The organism is Neobacillus canaveralius (genome assembly GCF_047237705.1).
GTDB classification, from domain to species: Bacteria; Bacillota; Bacilli; order Bacillales; family Cytobacillaceae; genus Neobacillus; species Neobacillus niacini_K.
This window is the reverse complement of record NZ_JBDFLL010000001.1, coordinates 4010290-4030299: the sequence shown is the minus strand read 5'-3', so window position 1 is coordinate 4030299 and position 20010 is coordinate 4010290. Positions and strand designations below refer to the sequence as shown.

General features: G+C 35.9%; 19 protein-coding genes and 1 other annotated feature. Of the genes, 18 read left to right on the top strand and 1 reads right to left on the bottom strand.

The features are described 5' to 3' along the window. The first annotated feature begins 119 nt into the window (after window positions 1-119). From ABC255_RS20030 to ABC255_RS19985, 10 genes are all read left to right on the top strand, one after another. Window positions 120-1355, top strand: a complete 1236-nt coding sequence (locus tag ABC255_RS20030) for an MFS transporter (protein WP_412996278.1) — start codon at window positions 120-122, stop codon at window positions 1353-1355. 21 nt (window positions 1356-1376) lie between these two features. Further along, window positions 1377-2246 carry a sugar phosphate isomerase/epimerase family protein gene (locus ABC255_RS20025; protein ID WP_412996276.1) on the top strand — a complete coding sequence of 290 codons (870 nt, stop codon included), beginning with the start codon at window positions 1377-1379 and terminating at the stop codon, window positions 2244-2246. 113 nt (window positions 2247-2359) lie between these two features. Next, on the top strand, window positions 2360-3289 hold the full coding sequence (locus tag ABC255_RS20020) for an AraC family transcriptional regulator (protein ID WP_412996275.1): 930 nt from the start codon (window positions 2360-2362) through the stop codon (window positions 3287-3289). Window positions 3290-3451: 162 nt separating this feature from the next. Next, window positions 3452-4939: an ABC transporter substrate-binding protein gene (locus tag ABC255_RS20015; protein ID WP_412996273.1), complete on the top strand. Its 1488-nt coding sequence runs from the start codon at window positions 3452-3454 to the stop codon at window positions 4937-4939. Between the two features lie 352 nt (window positions 4940-5291). Continuing rightward, window positions 5292-6161, top strand: a complete 870-nt coding sequence (locus ABC255_RS20010) for an ABC transporter permease (protein ID WP_412998601.1) — start codon at window positions 5292-5294, stop codon at window positions 6159-6161. A 17-nt stretch (window positions 6162-6178) separates the two neighbouring features. Then, a complete protein-coding gene (locus ABC255_RS20005) occupies window positions 6179-7066 on the top strand; it encodes a carbohydrate ABC transporter permease (RefSeq protein ID WP_412996271.1) in 888 nt (295 codons plus the stop codon). A 163-nt stretch (window positions 7067-7229) separates the two neighbouring features. Then, complete coding sequence (locus tag ABC255_RS20000; protein ID WP_412996270.1) at window positions 7230-8231, top strand: LacI family DNA-binding transcriptional regulator; 1002 nt, start codon at window positions 7230-7232, stop codon at window positions 8229-8231. Between the two features lie 258 nt (window positions 8232-8489). After that, window positions 8490-10010, top strand: a complete 1521-nt coding sequence (locus ABC255_RS19995) for an ABC transporter substrate-binding protein (protein ID WP_412996268.1) — start codon at window positions 8490-8492, stop codon at window positions 10008-10010. A 161-nt stretch (window positions 10011-10171) separates the two neighbouring features. Next, window positions 10172-10579 carry a C-glycoside deglycosidase beta subunit domain-containing protein gene (locus ABC255_RS19990; RefSeq protein WP_412996266.1) on the top strand — a complete coding sequence of 136 codons (408 nt, stop codon included), beginning with the start codon at window positions 10172-10174 and terminating at the stop codon, window positions 10577-10579. 18 nt (window positions 10580-10597) lie between these two features. After that, window positions 10598-11587, top strand: a complete 990-nt coding sequence (locus ABC255_RS19985; protein WP_412996264.1) for a sugar phosphate isomerase/epimerase family protein — start codon at window positions 10598-10600, stop codon at window positions 11585-11587. A gap of 55 nt (window positions 11588-11642) precedes the next feature. Here ABC255_RS19985 and ABC255_RS19980 read toward each other — a convergent pair whose 3' ends face one another. After that, window positions 11643-11981, bottom strand: coding sequence for a replicative helicase loader/inhibitor (locus ABC255_RS19980; protein WP_412996263.1), 339 nt, complete (start codon window positions 11979-11981; stop codon window positions 11643-11645). Between the two features lie 237 nt (window positions 11982-12218). Between ABC255_RS19980 and ABC255_RS19975 the strand changes: the two genes are divergently transcribed. From ABC255_RS19975 to ABC255_RS19940, 8 genes are all read left to right on the top strand, one after another. Further along, window positions 12219-12761 (top strand): RNA polymerase sigma factor, encoded by a 543-nt coding sequence (locus tag ABC255_RS19975; RefSeq protein ID WP_412996261.1) that lies wholly within the window; start codon window positions 12219-12221, stop codon window positions 12759-12761. Next, complete coding sequence (locus ABC255_RS19970; protein ID WP_412996259.1) at window positions 12758-13489, top strand: hypothetical protein; 732 nt, start codon at window positions 12758-12760, stop codon at window positions 13487-13489. The genes ABC255_RS19975 and ABC255_RS19970 overlap by 4 nt, the downstream gene beginning before the upstream one ends. A 265-nt stretch (window positions 13490-13754) precedes the next feature. Then, the gene (locus ABC255_RS19965) at window positions 13755-14267 is read left to right on the top strand and encodes a MarR family transcriptional regulator (RefSeq protein ID WP_412998600.1); all 513 of its coding nucleotides are present in this window, start codon (window positions 13755-13757) and stop codon (window positions 14265-14267) included. Between the two features lie 19 nt (window positions 14268-14286). After that, window positions 14287-14508, top strand: a binding site (T-box leader). A gap of 44 nt (window positions 14509-14552) precedes the next feature. Beyond that, window positions 14553-15797 (top strand): tyrosine--tRNA ligase, encoded by a 1245-nt coding sequence (gene tyrS / locus ABC255_RS19960; protein ID WP_412996258.1) that lies wholly within the window; start codon window positions 14553-14555, stop codon window positions 15795-15797. A 56-nt stretch (window positions 15798-15853) separates the two neighbouring features. Beyond that, window positions 15854-16690 carry an HAD family hydrolase gene (locus ABC255_RS19955; RefSeq protein ID WP_412996256.1) on the top strand — a complete coding sequence of 279 codons (837 nt, stop codon included), beginning with the start codon at window positions 15854-15856 and terminating at the stop codon, window positions 16688-16690. Between the two features lie 213 nt (window positions 16691-16903). Further along, a complete protein-coding gene (locus ABC255_RS19950; protein WP_412996254.1) occupies window positions 16904-17935 on the top strand; it encodes a Bug family tripartite tricarboxylate transporter substrate binding protein in 1032 nt (343 codons plus the stop codon). 58 nt (window positions 17936-17993) lie between these two features. Continuing rightward, complete coding sequence (locus tag ABC255_RS19945) at window positions 17994-18446, top strand: tripartite tricarboxylate transporter TctB family protein (RefSeq protein WP_412996252.1); 453 nt, start codon at window positions 17994-17996, stop codon at window positions 18444-18446. 24 nt (window positions 18447-18470) lie between these two features. Next, window positions 18471-19997 (top strand): tripartite tricarboxylate transporter permease, encoded by a 1527-nt coding sequence (locus ABC255_RS19940; RefSeq protein WP_412996250.1) that lies wholly within the window; start codon window positions 18471-18473, stop codon window positions 19995-19997. Window positions 19998-20010: the final 13 nt, after the last annotated feature.

The following is a 20010-nucleotide window of genomic DNA, read 5'->3' as shown; positions in this document are numbered from 1 at the left end:
CCCGAAAAACAAGGATAAGAATTGTACCATTAAGAGATTAAATAAGAGAAATGAAATTAGTGTAATGGCAGGTAAAATTAAATAAGTATCGTTTTAATTTTTAGAACAGGAGAAAGGGAATGCAAAGATTTAATTTTTTAAAAGTAAAAAGGAATATGCCGCTACTAATTCTCATGATAAACACATTTATTGCATTAGTAGGGGTTGGGCTTGCGATTCCAGTTCTTCCAAAGTTTATTCTTGAGATTGGTGCCAGCGGTAAAGATATGGGGTACCTTGTAGCCGCAACAGGACTAACTCAGTTTCTTTTTTCACCTCTGGGTGGGAAGCTTTCAGATCAACATGGTCGTAAAATCATTACGATAATTGGGTTATCAATCATTGCGATATCTCAATTTATGTTTAGTGTCGGTACCGACCTCTGGATCCTCTATCTATCACGCTTCATTGGGGGAATCGGTGTTGGCTTGCTTATACCCGCTACGATGGCATATGTGGCCGATGTTACCACATTAGAAAATCGCGGGAAAGGGATGGGGTTACTGGGTGCTTCCATTTCGCTAGGTTTTGTTATTGGTCCAGGAATTGGTGGATTTCTTGCAGAGTTCGGTATACGTGTACCGTTTTATGCTTCAGCACTTGCTGCAATTATCGCAATGATTGTCTCTCTATTATTTTTACCTGAGTCATTGTCAAAGGCACAACAACATGAGTTTAAAAATTCAACGTTGGAACAAAATGGAATGATTCACGACATTAAAAGGTCTTTTAAAGTTTCTTACTTTGTACTTTTGCTGCTAATTTTCACCATGACGTTTGGCTTGGCAAACTTTGAAACGATCTTTGGATTCTATGTTAGTGAGAAGTATGAGTATACCCCTAAAGATATTTCCATCATTATGACGATTGCAGCTTTGGTCGGGGTTATCATTCAGGCGCTTTTAGTAGACAAACTTCTTCAACGATTTGATGAGATTAGAGTTATTAATGTTTGTTTCTTTCTATCTGCTCTAACGATGGTTGTCATGTTACTATCTGGTAATTTTTTATTTATGTTGACGATGAATATCTTGTTTATTTTATTTACATCGATTCTCCGCCCGGCAATTAATACGTTGCTATCGAAATTGGCAGGAAGTGAGCAAGGCTTTGCTGCAGGTATGAACAATGCTTATAGCAGTTTAGGTAATATTATCGGACCCTCTTTAGCGGGAATCTTATTTGATATATCATTTAATGTTCCATTTATATTTGGTGCCGTTATTTTGTTAGGCAGTATTGTCATGTGTGTGGCATGGAATCAAAAGGCTAGACAAAATTCTGATTTTGTTTCGATTTTAAGCGGTCAAAAATAAACAAGTGAAGGAGAAAATGATATGACAATGGAAATTGGATTAAATTTATTCTCAGTATTTAAGGAACTTAACGAAGATTACTTTGGTACCTTGGAGCATGTTGCAGAAATGGGATATAAGAATCTTGAATTGCTAACGGTGAATTTTTCCACGGGAGAGCGATATACTGATGCTTTTTCCCTTCCGGTTATTAAACAGAAGTTGAAGGACTTAGGGTTGAATGCATTTTCAGCACATGAAGGTGTTGCTCCAGGAAGCGCAATAATGGATGCTGATTGGGATCGGATTGTTGAAGAAAATGCAGCACTTGGATGTCAGTCGATTGTTTTCCCCATGGCGTTTATTTCAGGCCGTGAAGACACATTGCAAACAGCAGAACATCTTAACCAAATAGGGAAGAAATGCAAAGAAGCGGGTTTAAGCTTTTATTATCATAACCATGCTCATGAGTTTAGGAGAGTGGGAGAAACATCATTATTTGAACTACTTGCAGAAAATACAGATCCAGCACTCGTTAAATTTGAATTGGACCTGGTATGGGTGATGAGGGGTGGATATGATCCCTTGATATTACTAGAAAAACTGGGCAGTCGCTGTGATATGATCCACCAAAAGGATTTAGGACAGCATGTAAATCCTGTTACTATTTTTCCATCTTCACCGCAAGAAACTGACCTAGATACGATGAAAATTTACACAGAGATTGTTAAACCAAATGATTTTGTTAATCTAGGGACTGGTATCGTCAATTTCCAAGAGACGTATCAAAAACTACATCAATTAGGATACGTTCGATATGCAATCGTAGAAAACGAAGGACAGCTGGGGGATAAATTCACAAGTATTGCAAACGATTTAAAAGTCATGGAGAAATATGTTCAGGGACTTTAAAGGATATTACATTTTTTTGTAGGATTGGTTAACCGCAAAGTTATAGAAAAACTTTTGCGGTTTTTTTGAATTTTTTCAAATCTATTACCTTATTCATTTGTTCAGGAGGTTTTATGAAATATCCATATGAAAGTGTAGTAGTGAATGAAGAAATACCGATGTTTATGTTGATGACGAGTGTAAAATATGTAGCGATGCACTGGCATGACCGGATTGAATTCCTGTTTGTTCTGAAAGGAAGGATTCATGTATTTGTCGGCAGAGATGAGTATTTTTTACAAGAAGATGACTTGCTGCTAATAAATAGTAATGAAGTTCACGGAGTAGAATCGAGTGAGGATAATAAACTAATAGTCCTTCAAATCCCTGTCTCATATATCAAAAAATGGTACAAAAACATTGAAAATGAAACGTTCTACTGCCAATCCTTTCAATATGTGGAACAAGACAGATTTAGTGAGATACGATCGTTAATGGCACGTTTAATGCTAATCTCAAGAAACAAAGAGGAAGGGGATGAAGTTAAAATACATTCCCTATTGTTAGATATAGTTTACAAACTTCTTTGCAATTTTAGAGTGAAAAATAATCTTCAATTATACAGAAACAGCAAGAAAGATATAGAAAGACTTACTAGGATAACAAGCTATATTCAACAGAATTTTATGCACCCACTAACATTAAATGAGATAGCAGAAAATGAACAACTAACGGTCCCTTACTTATCCAAGTATTTTCAACAACATATGGGACAATCCTTTTTAAAATATTTAAATGGTATTCGCCTGGAACATGCTGTCCGAACGATGCTGGAATCAGATTGGCCCATTATTCAAATTGCAATGGAGTCTGGCTTTTCTAACCTAAATACCTTTCATAAACTGTTTAAAGAAACCTTCCACTCAACTCCCTATCAATATCGAAAAAAGCAATCGTATAAAGCTATCAGTATACGACAAAAGAAAAAAGGAGTAGAAGGGTATCAATATCAAGAAGAAGATGATTTGAATTATTTGAATGAATATTTGTTATTTTCTGAATAATAATAAAAATTGATATCATTTATATTAAAATACTGAACGTTTTCTAGTAAATTCCTCTCTATAATAGTCAATAATAAACCGCTTTCATAAAGATGAATTCTAATAATGAAGGAATCTTTCTAAAAGGCGGGTTATTGCTGAATAAAAATAGGGGGTAAATGAATGAGAAAATTAATTAGTATTATTTTAGTAGTTTTTTTACTGTTGATTACAGCGTGTAGTCCGAAACAGGAAACCTCATCGAAAGAAAGCTCAGGATCTGATAAAGGTACATCAGAGGTTAATGTTGTATTATTTTCAGCATCCGTTCCGAAAGATTTAAAAATAGTAGAAGAAGAAATTAACAAGATTACCAAAGAAAAGATTAATGTAAAAATTAAATTGTCACCCATTAATATTGGTGCTTATGTTCAACAAACGAATTTGATGTTATCGAGCAATGAAAAAGTAGACTTAATGCTGGTTGCTTCCTTTTTTGGCTACACATCCCAAGCATCAAAAGGACAATTACTCCCTCTGGATGATCTGGTAGACAAATATGGCCCAGATATTAAAAAGGTAATGGATAAAGATTATCTGAATGCATCGAAGGTCGGAGGAAAGTTGTATGCGGTCCCAACACTACGTGATATGGCTTCAGCCAGTGGAATTTTAATGCGCAAAGATTTAGTAGAAAAATATAACATTGATGTTAGTAAGGTAAAAACGTTAGATGATGTAGAGACAGTATTGAAAACGATAAAGGAAAACGAGAAAGATTTGACTCCACTTGTTCCTTCTAATCCAGGACAGCAGCCAACAATGATCTATAACTGGTTCGATCGTCTAGGTGATGGTTTGGGTGTACTACCAAATTATGATAATAATCTGAAAGTAGTTAACTTGTTTGAAACAGACGAATATGCAGAGTATGTTAAGAAAATGAGGAAATGGCAGAACGAAGGACTTCTTATGAAAAATCCAGGAACAAATACGGAAACGGGCGGAAACTTAGTAAAGTCAAATGTAGGTTTTAGTTATTTAAGTCCGTTAAAACCTGGGATAGATTCACAAGAATCTAAGAATACGCAAATGCCTATGGTTTCTGCATCACTTGGAGAACCAGTGTCGACAACATTTGGTGTAACAACGATGATGTGGGGAATTCCTCAAAGTTCTAAGATTCCAGAAGACGCGATGAAATTTCTTAACTTAATGTATCAAGACAAAGAAATAGTCAATTTGTTAAGTTGGGGTATTGAAGGAAAGCATTATGAAAAAGTATCAGAAACCTTAGTTAAGTATCCGGAAGGCGTGGATGCAACAAACAATGGTTACAATTTAAATATGAATTTCGCTATGGGCAATTCCTTCCTCTCTTATATATTTGAGGGTAATGACCCAACCCTTTGGAATCAAACTGATAAATTTAACAAGAGTGCGATTAAATCTAAGGCACTAGGTTTTAATTTTGATAGTTCAGCAGTTAAAACAGAAGTTACAGCGGTTACCAATGTCGTAAATAAATATACAATCGGCTTGGAGAACGGTGTGTTAGATCCCGAAACGGAATTACCAAAATTTATTAAAGAATTAAAGGCTGCTGGTATTGATAAGATTGTTGCTGAAAAACAAAAACAATTGGATGAATGGGCTAAAATGCAAAAATAATTATTAAATATGGAGATTAAAAATCCAACTATGATTTTTAATCTCTTTTTTTTAAATAAGCTTATAGGTAAAAATCATAGCTTCAGTAACTAACTATTACTTTTCTATAAGTATACAAAATATCTCTATGAAAATAAAGTGAAAATTACTGAAAATTAATATTGAGTTTCTGAAAACAATCAAGTATATTTATATTGAATTACAGAAAATGTTTACAATTTAAATAGGATAAGGGGGAATAGCTTTGTCAGAAGTTACTGTAAAGAACATGGAATCAGGTGTCCATACCATACCTGTCAAAAAGGTAAATACCAGACTAATTAAATTTAAAAGGGCTTTACCACTTTTAATCATGATGCTTCCTGGTTTGATTTATTTGCTAGTCAACAATTATTTGCCAATGTTTGGACTTATCATTGCATTTAAAGATATTAACTATGCAAAAGGGATCTTAGCTAGTGATTGGATTGGATTTAAAAACTTTGAATATTTGTTTAGTACAAGAGACGCATTTATCATTACCCGAAATACAATTCTCTATAACGGAGGATTTATCATATTAAATACGGTACTCGCAATCGGTGTAGCTATTATGTTAAACGAAGTTAAAAATAAACTGGCTAAGAGTTTTTATCAAAGTGTGATTCTTTTGCCATTCCTAATCTCAATGGTTATTGTTAGTTATTTGGGATTTGCTTTCCTTAGTGAAGATGCAGGTTATCTGAACAATACAATCTTACCGATGCTTGGTCTAGACAGTGTTTCGTGGTATTCAGAAGCAAAGTATTGGCCGTATATATTAACCTTTACTAATATGTGGAAGGGTATTGGGTTCTTGTGTGTCATTTACTTGGCCGCTATCATTGGAATTGATCAAGAGTATTATGAAGCTGCTACACTAGATGGAGCAAATAAATGGCACCAAATCATTCATATAACGCTTCCTTCGATTATGCCAGTTATTATAATGATGACATTATTGGCAATAGGACGGATTTTCTACTCTGATTTCGGATTATTTTATCAAGTTCCAATGAATTCAGGAGCCATTTATGACACAACAAACGTTATAGATACATATGTTTACCGAGGGTTAATGCAGCTTGGAGATATTGGAATGTCAGCAGCAGCTGGGTTGTATCAATCCATTGTCGGATTTGTTCTTGTGTTGCTATCAAACTATCTAGTGCGCAGAAAAAGTAAAGAAAATGCATTATTTTAAATTGGAGGTGGAGTAGAATGTATAGAACAGATCGAATAACACAAGGGGTTTCCCATTTCTTCTTAATCATCTTGTCGGTGGGCAGCATAATTCCGCTTATTATACTTTTGTCTTCTTCCTTTTCAAGTGAAGCGTCTATCTTAAAGGAAGGATATTCCTTTCTTCCGAAGGAGTTCAGTTTTGCTGCTTATGAGTACCTGCTAACGAATTCAGCAAGCATTTTACGTGCATATGGAATCACTATTTTCGTTACGGTATTTGGCACAATTGTAAGCTTAGCGATGACGGCGCTATTGGCATATGGACTTTCTCGCCGGGATTTACCTTACAGAAATGTGTTTGCTTTCATCGTTTTCTTTACATTATTGTTTAACGGAGGGCTCGTTCCAACTTATCTCGTTTATACGCAAGTATTTGATATAAAAAATACAATCTGGGCATTAATCGTGCCAGGTTTACTCATGAACGGGTTCAACGTGTTACTTATGAGAACCTTCTTTATTACTTCAATACCGGAACCAGTCATTGAATCAGCCCGGATGGATGGTGCAGGTGAATTTAGGACCTTTTTTTCAATCGTCCTGCCACTTTCATTGCCAATCCTCGCTACAATTGGCCTGCTTCAAACGATTTTTTATTGGAATGATTGGTTTAATGGACTTATCTACGTCACAGAGCCAACCTTATTCAGTATTCAGAACATCTTAAACAGGATGCTTTCGGACATTCAATTTTTAGCTAGTAGTAATCTAGGAACAAATACAAGTGCAGCTGCTGCACAAATTCCTACCACAGCAGTACGAATGGCCATTGCGGTAATTGGTTTCTTACCAATACTCATCGCCTATCCTTTCTTTCAAAAATACTTGGTAAAAGGAATTGCGTTGGGTTCTGTTAAAGGATGATCATTTCTTATTTTACCGTGGAGGGCCGTTTTATTAAAAATGGCCCTCTTTTGTTAAAATAAAGGCACGAAATCTGTTCTTTTTAACTTCTAATTGTTGTGGTACTATTAAATCAATAATCATTGAAAAAAGCAGAGTTATTTACAGAAAAACAGGTGATATAATGGTAACAGTTGTAGATGTTGCAAAAAAAGCAGGAGTATCAGTTGCGACGGTTTCTCGTGTATTAAATAGTAATTATATGGTGACAAAAGAGAAAAGAGATAAAGTCTTAAAAGCGATTAACGAGCTTGGATATGTACCTAAAACTACCGTTCGAAGTGAAAAAAATGGTGATAAAAAAGTAATTGTTGTGGTTGCAGCAGCGATTATTCATGAAGTTATTGCTGGAATACAGGATTTTGGTGAACAACATGGTTATGAAATCATGATTAGTTATCATGCGAGTCAAACGAAAACTTCACAACCCTGGAGTTTTTTGCCAAAGGAACAATTAGGCGGAATAATTATCTTAAATATGTTACTAGATGAACAAGAACTTCAAGATATGAGTGACAAAGTACCAGTTGTTCAATGCAGTCAGTATGCTTCTATCCCAAATGCTTACGCCGTTACAGTTGATGATGAAAATGCCACTAATCATGCAGTTTCACATTTAATTGAGACTGGTAAAAGAAATATTGCGTTTATTGGGCTTGGAATAGATGACAGAGAGGGACTTATTTCACCAAACTTTTCCAAAGATCGATATATAGGTTATCGAAGAGCATTGGAAGACAATGGTATCTCATTTAATCCAGACTTAGCAAAGTTTGGTGACTATACCTATGAAAGCGGTGCCCAATCAGCAGGAGAACTATTGGAACAAGAAATTCCATTTGATGGGGTTTTCTGTGTAACTGATAATTTGGCTGTAGCATGTATAAACACGTTTAAAGAGGCGGGGTATCGAATTCCAGAGGATATTGCAGTTTGTGGATTTGATAATCAGGAAATTTCCGAGATGACTAATCCGAAGTTAACCACTGTGGATCAGCCTTTTTATGAGATTGGATATGAATCAATGCGTATGCTTGAAAGTATTATCAGAGGCGAAATTTCTACTGGCAGAAGGGTTTTAATTGAACATAAACTGATTAAACGTGGATCAACAGTATCGAAATGATATAGCCACTAAACCTGGGGAATTAGTTCACCCAGGTTTTTTTATATTTAGATAAATATTTTTCTGAATATTTATGTAATAAAAAGAAAAAATATGAAAATACTATATTGTTTTTCTGAAAATTAAGTGCTATATTTTTAATAGAAAGTATCATAAAGCGCTTTCATCTTATGAAAACCAAGGAGGTGAGGAAATTTATCCGTCTTTTTACTGTAATTTGTGGTGAAAAATGAAAAATATTATTTTTGGGGGAAAAAAATGAAAAAGAATTACACACTATTGTCTATCGTTATTTCTATCTTCATTCTTCTTGCTGCATGTAGTAATACCACCACGAACTCAGATGAAAAAAATGAATCACAAAGCGATAATAAAGATGGTAAAACAGTTGAATTAACCATGGCCTTTTTAGCATTTGGACCGCCGCCAAAAGACTTAGAATTAGTACAAAATGAAATTAATAAACTGACCAAAGAAAAAATTAACGCAACTGTTAAATTATTACCGATTAATGCTAGCCAGTACACACAACAAACGAATTTAATGTTATCAAGTAAGGAAAAGCTAGATTTACTTATAACTGGAAACATTCCGGGATTTCTTGATTATTCTGGACAGTCTGTGAGGGGACAACTTCTACCTTTAGACGAATTGATTGAAAAACATGGAGAAGGTATTTCTACTGCTCTTGGCTCACAATTTATCGGTGCCAGCAAAATTGACGGTAAAACGTATGGTATTCCAACAGTAAGAGATTTGGCTGGAGATCGCAGTTTAATTATGAAAAAAGATTTAGTAGATAAATATAAAATCGATATTACTAAAATCAAATCTCTTGATGACGTAGAAGCTGTTTTAAAGACAATTAAGGAGAATGAACCTAATGTTTCTCCATTAATGCCGGGTCAAGTAGGGGCTGCAACAGTTGTTGATGGAGTCTATCTTCCAGAAGGTGATCCGCTAGGTGATAATTTTGGTGTTCTCCTTGATTCATCTAAATTAGAGGTTAGCAATTATTACGAATCTGATGAGTATTCGGATTTGTTAAAAACTGCTAGAAAGTGGTACAAAGCAGGCTATATTTTACCAGGTGCAGCAACAAATAAAGAATCTGCCGAATCGTTAATGAAGGCAAATAAAATTTTCGCATTCATTGCAAGTTCAAAACCGGGTATTGAAGGACAAGTAACAAAAAATGTTGGTGCTGAAGTTGTTAGTGTACCATTAACTCCAATTTCAACCAACACGCAAAAAGTAACTGGTTTTATGTGGGCTGTCCCACAGTTTGCAGAAAATCCTCAGAAATCAGTTGAATTACTTAACCTGTTATACTCTGATCAAGATCTAGTCAATTTGATTGACTGGGGCATTGAAGGAAAACATTATGTGAAAACAGATTCCGGTGTGATTGATTACCCTGAAGGTCTTGATGCGACCACAACTGGGTACGCGTTAAATTCAGGTTTCCAATTCGGTAACCAATTTTTATCGCATATTTGGAATGGAGACTCTCCGGAGCTTTGGAAGGAAATGGATTCGTTTAATAAAAATGCAAAAGCATCCAATGCTCTTGGATTCTTATTCGACTCCTCTCCGGTTAAAACTGAAGTTGCGGCAGTATCAAACGTTATGAACCAGTTTAAGGGCAGCTTAGAAAATGGTATGGTTGATCCGGAAACGGAATTGCCGAAATTTCAAGAAAAACTAAAAGCTGCCGGAATTGAAAAGATCATTGAGGAAAAACAAAAACAACTTGATAAGTGGTCGAAAGAAAAATAGAATACAAGATTTGAGGACCTAATTTGGAATAGCTAGTTAGGTCCGTTTTCATGAAAAATATGAAAATAATAGTGAAAATATTCATTGATTTTCGAAAATAAATTGATATATTAATAGTGTGGTTACAGAAAACGTATACAAAAATTAGGGGAGTGATTTCCGTGTTTGAACAATACATGGTATGCGAAGATGGATTTAGGAATGTGGTAAAAGACGGAGATGTCGTTGGATTCGAAGTGAAATTAAGGGTTCCATACTATAGGGGGATTGCACTATCCTTGATCAATAGCATTGATTTATTGGTAGATGGGGTCTCTTTTTCTCATGATGATATGGTCTTTTCTGTGGAAACAGGCAGTTTTCCTTATAACGAATTATCAACCGTAATCAATAATCGCTGGGAATTTGGCGAAAAGGCAATCTTGTTTGTAAAAAAACAGGGTGGCTTAGCAGAAGGAATACATAAAGTGCACGCTGTAGTAAATCTAAGAATTTCATACTTACCGTGGCCGAATATCGGGGTAGATACCAAAGATATTACACTTGAGAATGATAACGTTTTAGTTTAGGAATGGAGGGCAAATCAGATGAATAAACAACATACTATTAAACGCGGTGTTTCACTATATAGTTTTCAAGAAGAATTTTTTACAAGAAAGTTATCTTTGGAAGAGTGTATTGCTGAAGTAGCAAAAACAGGTGCCACAGGCATTGAATTGTTACCAGAACAAATGATTAAAGGATTCCCTAAAATTACTGATGAATTTGTGGATCAATGGTTTGGGTGGATGGATAAGTACGGAACAGAACCTATTGCATATGACGCCTTTTTAGATACAAAGTTATTTCCTAATCGCCTATTAACTTTAGATGAATCTGTGGATATGATGGTTCGAGATTTAAAAATTGCCAATAAACTAGGCTTTAAAGTGTTGCGTACATTAGTATCTACGCCTTTGGAAGTCATTGAAAAAAGTCTTCCATATGCTGAGGAGTACGGAGTGAAAATTGCATTGGAAGTGCATGCTCCATTTACATTTGGGACTCCTTGGTTTGAAGAAAGATTGGAGTACATTATAAAAAGTGGCACGAAATGGTTTGGAATTATGCCGGATCTTGGGATTTTTGTAAAACGAATGGCGCCTGTTATGGAGCAGCGATATGTGCGTGACGGGGGAACACCGGAAATTCTTAAATTTGTTAGTGATAACTATGCTGATGGTGTAAACAAAAATGAAACCTATGAGGCTGTAAAGAAAATGAATAATGCAAATGAGATTGATATAAAGTATGCAGAATTAGCCACTCATTTTGTTTATACCGATCCGAAAATATTAAAAGATTATATGCCTTACATCATGCATGTTCATGGTAAATTCTATGAAATAAATGAAAGCTATCAAGAACCGAGTATTCCGTATAAAGATATTATCGAGGTCTTAATCGAAGGAGGGTATGAAGGATATATTGATAGTGAATACGAAGGGAATCGCCATATCCAAGATTTCATGGAAGTGGATAGTGTAGAACAAGTACGACGCCACCAAGTATTATTAAAAAATATACTTGGTGAATAATAGAGTAGGGAAGGCTAGTCGCCTTCCCTATTTTATTTTAAAGGAAACATCCGCTTCAAACAGAATTTCTTAATGAATATTCGGCTAGCCAGGCAGGTTGCGGTCCTCGTTTGTTTGATTTAGTGTCGCATTCAATTCTTTCCCGACCCTTCTTTATCCATTCCTGTAACGTGGCAGGAACATGATTTTCTTCAAAGTGGAATACAGCAATATCACCAATGGCAGGAGGAAAGGGACTTTTCCGAATGTGGTTTTTCAGGTTCGATAATACCTTTTCATAATCCATTTCAGAACAAAAATGAAACCATTGCTGAACAGTTTCGTCTTTAAATATGCAATTGGAGTAAACCGATTCAATCATTACTAAGAGTTTGACAACCTCTTCCTTGGTCATAGATTTTCCTCCTGTTACAAGATTTTACCTTCCTGAATCAACCGTTCAACATGATAAGATATTAGCTTTTTCTTTAATTTTTCTTCTCGTTGGCATTCTCTCCGCTTCTAGTTTTGTCCCAATGACCTTTTCTCAATACAATACGCTGCTAATTTTGCGTCGTTAACCTACTAAAGAATAAATTTTAAATTTTATTTGTTTTAGGTGACATAAATGCTGCACTGATTCGACTAATTTATGAGTATAAAAATTTGGAGGAAAAATGGAGTTGACCAGCTGATGATTAGTGACAAGATTTCGGAGTGGTTTTCCTTGTACAACAAAGATATATACCATTTCTTAGTTTATTACATTGGGTCAAGTGATGTAGAAGATCTGGTGCAGGAAGTTTTTATCCGAGCCATTAAAGGCTTTGATACTTATCAGAAAAAATCAAGTCCTAAAACCTGGCTTTTTTCGATTGCACGCCATTTGGCGATAGATGAAATGAGAAAAAGGAAGCGTTTAGGGATGATGCAAAAGATTTGGTTCTGGGATGAGCAAACAGATAAGGAAACACCTGAGAAAGTTCTCCAACTAAATGAAAATAACAAGGTGCTTTATCAAGCAATCCAATCCTTAAAAGTCAATTATCGAGATGTCATCATCCTTCGAGGGATTAAAGAATTTTCTGTATCAGAAACCGCATCCATATTAAATTGGAATGAAAATAAGGTTAGAACTACCTATCATCGTGCGTTAAAGACACTTCAAAAAAATTTAGGAGGAATTTCTCTATGAAAGATAATGAGAAATTTTATGAATTGGAGAAGAAAATTCGAGCATTACCTGAACCTGATTATGATAAAAAGTTTACGAAAGAGACTCAAGATAACATCCATGAAAATCTATTACAAATTGCAAGGGTATATGACAAGAAGAAAAAGAGAGCTGCAATAATGAAAAAGATTTCAGTAGGTTTAGCAAGTATTGCTGCTTTCGTGTTAATCTCCATTCTTACGATTCCAATAATAGGTCTTGATTCAAATCAACAAGGGCAACCAGGTAAAGGAGAACCTACTGTAGATAAAAACAAGGATAAAGAGGATATAGATCAAAATAAACATGAAGAAAACCTGTATGAAAATGCAGAATATGGATTTAGCTTTACGTTACCCGTAAGTTGGGAAGGCTATCAGATTGTTTCGGATTCTTGGGAAGGAATTTCTACTGATCAACAACAGATAGAAAATGGGCAAATTCTTTTAATAAGACACCCTGATTGGACGGAAGAAAAACCGAGACAAGATATTCCTATTATGATTTTCACTCTTAAACAATGGTCATCACTTCAAAATGGGGAATTTCATATTGGTGCAGCACCGATTGGTCCAACCTTGCTAGGACAAAATACTGAATATGTTTTTGCACTTCCAGCTAGATATAACTTTGCATTTCTAGAGGGCTATGAAGAAGTGGAAACCATTATAGAAAACAACCCGCTTCAACCGAAAAATGTAGTGAAGTAGCTTTGTTAAGTATCACTTTAACCAAATTCGGTTTATGCAAGATTATGGTAAAATGATATTACTATCTTAAATAATCCCTATCCATTACCTGGTCAACACCTTCAGGGGTAAACTGCTTAACAGGCTCTTAGGAAAATTCCTAAGGCCTGAATATTATTATTAATTTGGATATTTTTAACTAATGATAAATATTGCATTCTTATATTTTTTTTGATAATATCGTTTCATAGCTAACGATTATGAAAATTAAAAGAGGTGATTCAACATTCATTCATTTAATGAGGATGGACAACTGCTTCCTGAAGAAATAGATACTATCAACAGCTTAACTAAAATCCCTATACATTCGTTAAATCTTGATGCAATTGCTGTCGTTACGAATATTTATCGAGTCGCACAAGGATTAAGAAACAAAATGGAACAGGAAGTTTTATCTCAATATGGATTATCATGGACAGCATTCTCCATGCTTTATGATTTATGGATATGGGAGTCAATCGAAACAAAAAAGCTAGCACACTCAGCAGGGGTCTCAAAAGCAACAATAAGCAATATAACCAAAACACTTGAGAGAAAAGAGCTTTGTTTCAGAAAAAGTGACCCCAGGGATAGAAGAATGACCTACGTTTTTCTAACAGAAAAGGGAAAGCAAGTGATGGAGAAACTATATCCACTTTTCCACAAAAACGAGGTCGAGATTGTATCTGGTTTGTCAGTAGATGAACAAAAACGGATGACAGTACTACTTAGAAAAGTAATTCGGGAAAATCAGTTTTAAAAAATCACACTAAAATATAGGAAAAGCTAGGACAGGAAACCCAGTAGTAGTTATCTCCCTGTTAACAGAGAGTCGATGGTTGGTGAAAATCGATACAAAGATAACGATGAATTACATTCCTTGAGCTTTCTTTGTGAAAATAAGTAGCAAAGAACGGACGAGCCGTTAATCGTTGAGTGGAAGGATTGTGTCCTTCAATTAGGGTGGTACCGCGTGTAAGAGTTAAAACCACGTCCCTTTTTATGGGATGTGGTTTTTTTATATTTATTTTAGGAGGAAACGAACATGACCAATTTTTTAGAACTATTGAACGAAATGCAAAGAACCGAGGTAAAGAGACAAATGGCTATTTACAGCCAAGGTGTCCAGGAAATTATTCCAACTGAAGAATTAGAAAATAAAATTGCCAGGTCAATTTTAGAGAAAAAACCGTTAAAAATAAAGTTAGGCTTAGATCCTTCTGCTCCGGATGTTCACCTTGGACATACAGTGGTACTTAACAAAATGAGGCAATTTCAAGAAAATGGACATATCATCCAACTCATTATTGGTGACTTTACTGGGAAAATTGGGGATCCGACTGGAAAATCCATAGCTAGAAAACAATTAACTGATGAGGAAGTCAAACATAATGCTAAAACCTACTTCGAACAATTTGCCAAGGTGATTGATATGGCAAAGGTCGAATTACACTATAACTCTAGTTGGTTGTCCAAATTAAATTTTGAAGATGTCATTCAACTTGCCGGAAAAATCACTGTAGCTAGGCTTTTAGAAAGGGATGACTTTGAAGAAAGAGTTGCTTTAGGGAAGCCTATTTCCCTGCATGAATTCTTCTACCCTTTAATGCAGGGTTATGATTCTGTGGTATTAGAATGCGATATAGAACTAGGTGGAACGGACCAGCATTTCAATATTTTAATGGGTAGGCATTTTCAAGAAAAGTTTGGAAAAGAGAAGCAAGTCGCCTTGTTAATGCCTTTATTAGAGGGGCTTGATGGTGTTGAGAAAATGTCTAAATCAAAGAAAAACTACATTGGTATAGATGAAAGTCCACAAGAAATGTACGGAAAAGCAATGTCTATACCTGATGAGTTAATGAATAAATACTTCCAATTGATTACAGATTTTACACCTGAACAAATTCAGAACATTAAAGAGCAAATTCATTCGGATATATTACATCCAAGAAATGCGAAAATGCTGCTGGGGAAGACAATCGTTAGAATGTACCACGGACCTGAAGAAGCGGAAAAGGCTGAACAGCACTTTATTTCGGTATTCCAACAGGGGTCAATTCCTGAAGAAATCCCAGTAAGGGAGTGGCAAGGAGATTTATTAATTTCAATTATCGACCTACTGGTTGATTTGGAATTGTTTAGCTCTAAGAGTGAAGCTAGAAGAATGATAGAAAATAGAGGCGTAAAAATAAATGGAAATACGATTGAAGATACTAAAATGGAGCTTACTATCGTTAATGACTTAATTGTTCAGGTTGGTAAACGTAAATTTGTAAAGATACAGCTCTAAATGAGAATGAAGACTAGACAGGCTTTTTTAGTAAACTAAAGGTAAGAAGGTGTAATATGAAAAAGGTTATTTTTATGGATGTTGATGGAACGCTGGTGAATGATAATGGTGTGATACCAGAATCAGCTAAAATTGCAATACGTAAGGCTAGGGCCAAAGGACATCTTGTCTTTCTATGCACAGGGCGTTCTAAAGCTGAACTATTTCCAGAAATATTAGAAGTTGGATTTGATGGTATTATTGGTGCAGCTGGAGGCTACATTGAGGTAGGACAAGAGATATTATTACATGAACGTGTGAAAAAAGGGGACGTTTCCCATCTCGTTGATTTTTTTAACAAACACGAAATTGACTTTTACTTAGAGTCAAATGGGGGCTTATATGCCAGTAAAAACTGTAAACAACATATCAATACGATAATAGAGAAATTACTAATTGATAAACCTGAAGCCAGAGAAGAAGTTGAAAAGGGATTACAGCCTTTTCATGACTGTTTAATTGATGATGAGGATTTGGTTCGAGATGATATTAATAAAATCTCATTTTTAGGGTCAGATTTACCCATTGAGATTATTAGAGGAGAATTTGAATCAAAATTCAACGTTATTCCCAGCACCGTACCACTATTTGGAAAGAATAGTGGAGAATTATCAGTTCCTGGTATTCATAAGGCAACAGCCATTACAAAGCTGCTTCAGCATTTAAAAATAGATAACGAAGATACCTTTGCATACGGAGATGGTTTGAACGATTTAGAAATGCTTGAATTTGTTCAGCATGGTATTGCCATGGGAAATGCGAAAGAAGAAGTTAAGAAAGCAGCTGACGATATTACCGATACACACGACAATAATGGTATTTATAACAGTTTTAAAAAATATGGTTTGATTTAAATAGACATTGAAAAATCAGAGATTAATTAGTCTCTGATTTTTTTATATATTGACCATTATTACGAACAGAACCCACTTAAACATCGTTTCTGTTCCTTCGTGAACAAAATGGACAAAATGATTATTAAGTTTTTAATGCTGTTTAAATGTATAATCTATAAAATATTCAAAAATTTTGTAAAATTAAGAAAACGTTTACAAGGGGGAATTGAAATGTTTTCTATCAAAAAAATCTCGGCAGTAATGTGTGCAGGTGCATTAGCACTCAGCTTAGGTGCTTGCAGCAGCAGTAAAGAAACAGCAAGCACAGGTAAAAAGGAAGAAAGTACTGGCTATCCTACGAAAGCGATTACAATTGTGGCGCCATCAGGGGCAGGGGGCGGCTGGGATTTAACCGCTCGAGCGTTTACAAAGGTACTGGGTGAAACGAAGCTGGTCGAACAGCCTTTAACGGTAGAGAACAAGCCTGGTGGCGGTGGTGCTGTTTTTATGGCGGAATACGCTACCCAACAAGTTGAAAATAATGACATGCTGTTTGTTAATTCACCACCGATTGTTATTAACAATCTGAAAAAAGAAGGAAATAGTCCTTATGGCTATAAAAATACAACACCATTGGCACAGCTGACAAAAGATTTCGGTGCCATTGTTGTCAAAGCGGATTCCAAATATACAGACTTAAAATCAGTGCTAGAAGAGGTAAAAAAAGATCCTAGTAAACTAACATTTGCAGGTGGATCTGCACCAGGCTCAATGGACCATTTAATTTCCATTCTCCCTGCTTACAAATATGGGGTGGATCCAACAAAGGTTAAATACGTTTCCTATGATGGAGGCGGTGAAGCGATTACTGCCCTGCTTGGCGGTAATGCAGATGTCATTGGTACCGATGCCTCTAGTGTAAAAGAATTTTTAAAGGCGGGTAAGGTGCGCGTGTTGGCGATTACCTCAGATGAGCGTTTAGCAGGTGATTTTAAAGACGTCCCAACTGCCAAAGAACAGGGTGTTGATGCAGAGTTTACAATTTGGCGCGGGGTTTTTGGACCGGAAAAAATGTCTAAAGAAGCCAAAACCTATTGGGAACAAGCCATTGATAAGCTCGTTAACTCTCCTGAGTGGAAAAAAGAAGTAGAGACGCAAGGCTGGGAATTGGAGTATAAAAACAGTTCTGAATTCAGTAAGTTTTTAGAAGAGCAAGAAGACCAAGTTCAGCAATTATTAACAGCATTAGGAATGGAAAAGTAAACAGGTGGGAAGGAGTTAACTTTCTCCTTCCTCTATTTTCTCTGAAGGGGGATTCCGAATGGCTTTAAAATTTGATTACATTGCATCAGTATTGTTCCTTACGGTAGGAGTTCTTTTTATTATTGGGAGCAAGCAGCTCGAAAATTCGTCCTATGGAAGTGCAGTTGGACCAGATATTTTTCCATTAATTCTAGGAAGCGCACTTGTTTTATTAAGTATTCGTTTATTTTATGAAACATTTATTACGAAGAACCAACAGGGAACGAAAGAAAAATTACAGTACAAGCCTTTCATCATCATTTTTGCGGCGACATTGGTTTATATTTTAACCTTAGAAACGATCGGGTATGTCATCACTACCTTTCTATTTTTATTTGTGTGTTTTCAAACGATGGAACGATCAAAAGTGATTCTTTCCCTTATCATATCTGCATGTTTTTCAGGACTTGTTTATTTTTTATATGTAGAGATTTTAAAAGGTACACTGCCAGACTGGCCAATTTGGTTATAGGCATGATAGAAAGGAGGAGACAAAATGAGTACACTAGATTATTTATTTCAGGGATTTGGAACGGCACTTATTTGGTATAATATCCTTTTTGCTTTTGTTGGGGTTTTAATTGGGACCGCTGTTGGTGTTCTTCCAGGTATTGGACCAATGAGTGGTGTTGCTCTTCTCATTCCAGTGACGGCTTCTATTACGGGTGGTCTTCCGCCAGAACATGCAGCAACGAGCGCGATTATCCTGCTTGCTGGAGTCTATTATGGGGCAATGTATGGAGGATCAACCACTTCCATTCTATTAAATACACCAGGTGAATCCTCCTCTGTCGTTACGACATTGGATGGTTATCAGATGGCCAAGAAAGGAAGAGCAGGAAGTGCCTTATCCATTGCGGCAATCGGTTCTTTTGTGGCGGGGATTATTACCCTTGTCGCACTGATTGCATTAGCCAAACCATTATCAGCTATAGCGCTTAAATTTGGGCCGGCAGAATATTTTTCCTTAATGCTTTTAGGGCTCGGGGCAGTCAGTGGATTAGCTGGAAAATCGGTTACAAAAGCATTAATTATGACCATTTTCGGTTTATTACTTGGTACGATTGGGATCGACAACGTTTCTGGTATTGCCAGATTTACCTTTAATGTTCCATGGCTGTATCAGGGAATTGAGTTTTTAACCATTGCGGTAGGGTTGTTTGCAGTAGGTGAGGTTTTTAAGACCATTTTGGAAAAAGAAGAGGAAGATAACGAGATTGCAAGGATTAATAATTTACTTCCATCAAAAGCTGAACTAAAAGAATCCGCAGGACCAATAGCCCGAGGTTCGCTCTTAGGCTTCTTTGTAGGAATTTTACCTGGTGCGGGTGCAACACTTGCTTCCTTCTTTTCCTATATTCTCGAAAAAAAGATTTCAAAAACACCTTCAAAATTCGGAACAGGGACGATTGCAGGGGTTGCTGCACCAGAATCTGCGAATAACGCTGCATCTGGTGGGGCGATGATTCCATTATTAACATTAGGTATTCCAGGTTCAGGTACTACAGCAATATTAATGGGAGCATTAATGATGTATAACGTCCAGCCGGGGCCGTTATTGTTTGAAGACCATCCACAAGTAGCGTGGGGACTAATTGCCAGCATGTTTATCGGGAATATCATGCTATTAATATTAAATCTACCACTAGTCAAAGTGTTTGCGAAAATTATTCAAACACCAAAGCAGTTCTTGATTCCTATGATTATTGCCATTTCGATTTTTGGTGTCTACGCGGTCCAAGTATCAACTTACGATCTTTTACTTTTATTGGGATGTGGAATTCTTGGCTATTTCTTAAACAAAAACGATTATCCAATTGCGCCTCTCGTTCTTGGATTGGTCTTAGGGCCGATGGTAGAGAATAATTTACGAAGAGCTTTAACAATATCTAATGGAGATTTCAGTGTATTCTTTACACGACCGATTTCACTGCTTTTTCTGATCATTACCTTCCTTTGGCTGATAATACCGTTCCTCATGAAAAAAAGAGGAAAGGATGTAATTATAAATATTGAAGGATAATTTTTTAATAATG

What these genes read in the sequence shown, in the direction of transcription:
- ABC255_RS19945 (WP_412996252.1), top strand. Translation starts at nt 17,994, where the DNA reads ATGGCTTTAAAATTTGATTACATTGCATCAGTATTGTTCCTTACGGTA.
- ABC255_RS19985 (WP_412996264.1), top strand. Translation starts at nt 10,598, where the DNA reads ATGAATAAACAACATACTATTAAACGCGGTGTTTCACTATATAGTTTT.
- ABC255_RS20030 (WP_412996278.1), top strand. Translation starts at nt 120, where the DNA reads ATGCAAAGATTTAATTTTTTAAAAGTAAAAAGGAATATGCCGCTACTA.
- ABC255_RS20000 (WP_412996270.1), top strand. Translation starts at nt 7,230, where the DNA reads ATGGTAACAGTTGTAGATGTTGCAAAAAAAGCAGGAGTATCAGTTGCG.
- ABC255_RS19950 (WP_412996254.1), top strand. Translation starts at nt 16,904, where the DNA reads ATGTTTTCTATCAAAAAAATCTCGGCAGTAATGTGTGCAGGTGCATTA.
- ABC255_RS19940 (WP_412996250.1), top strand. Translation starts at nt 18,471, where the DNA reads ATGAGTACACTAGATTATTTATTTCAGGGATTTGGAACGGCACTTATT.
- ABC255_RS20020 (WP_412996275.1), top strand. Translation starts at nt 2,360, where the DNA reads ATGAAATATCCATATGAAAGTGTAGTAGTGAATGAAGAAATACCGATG.
- ABC255_RS19980 (WP_412996263.1), bottom strand. Translation starts at nt 11,981, where the DNA reads ATGACCAAGGAAGAGGTTGTCAAACTCTTAGTAATGATTGAATCGGTT.
- ABC255_RS19995 (WP_412996268.1), top strand. Translation starts at nt 8,490, where the DNA reads ATGAAAAAGAATTACACACTATTGTCTATCGTTATTTCTATCTTCATT.
- ABC255_RS20005 (WP_412996271.1), top strand. Translation starts at nt 6,179, where the DNA reads ATGTATAGAACAGATCGAATAACACAAGGGGTTTCCCATTTCTTCTTA.
- ABC255_RS19970 (WP_412996259.1), top strand. Translation starts at nt 12,758, where the DNA reads ATGAAAGATAATGAGAAATTTTATGAATTGGAGAAGAAAATTCGAGCA.
- ABC255_RS20025 (WP_412996276.1), top strand. Translation starts at nt 1,377, where the DNA reads ATGACAATGGAAATTGGATTAAATTTATTCTCAGTATTTAAGGAACTT.
- ABC255_RS20010 (WP_412998601.1), top strand. Translation starts at nt 5,292, where the DNA reads ATGATGCTTCCTGGTTTGATTTATTTGCTAGTCAACAATTATTTGCCA.
- ABC255_RS19975 (WP_412996261.1), top strand. Translation starts at nt 12,219, where the DNA reads ATGAGTATAAAAATTTGGAGGAAAAATGGAGTTGACCAGCTGATGATT.
- ABC255_RS19955 (WP_412996256.1), top strand. Translation starts at nt 15,854, where the DNA reads ATGAAAAAGGTTATTTTTATGGATGTTGATGGAACGCTGGTGAATGAT.
- tyrS (WP_412996258.1), top strand. Translation starts at nt 14,553, where the DNA reads ATGACCAATTTTTTAGAACTATTGAACGAAATGCAAAGAACCGAGGTA.
- ABC255_RS20015 (WP_412996273.1), top strand. Translation starts at nt 3,452, where the DNA reads ATGAGAAAATTAATTAGTATTATTTTAGTAGTTTTTTTACTGTTGATT.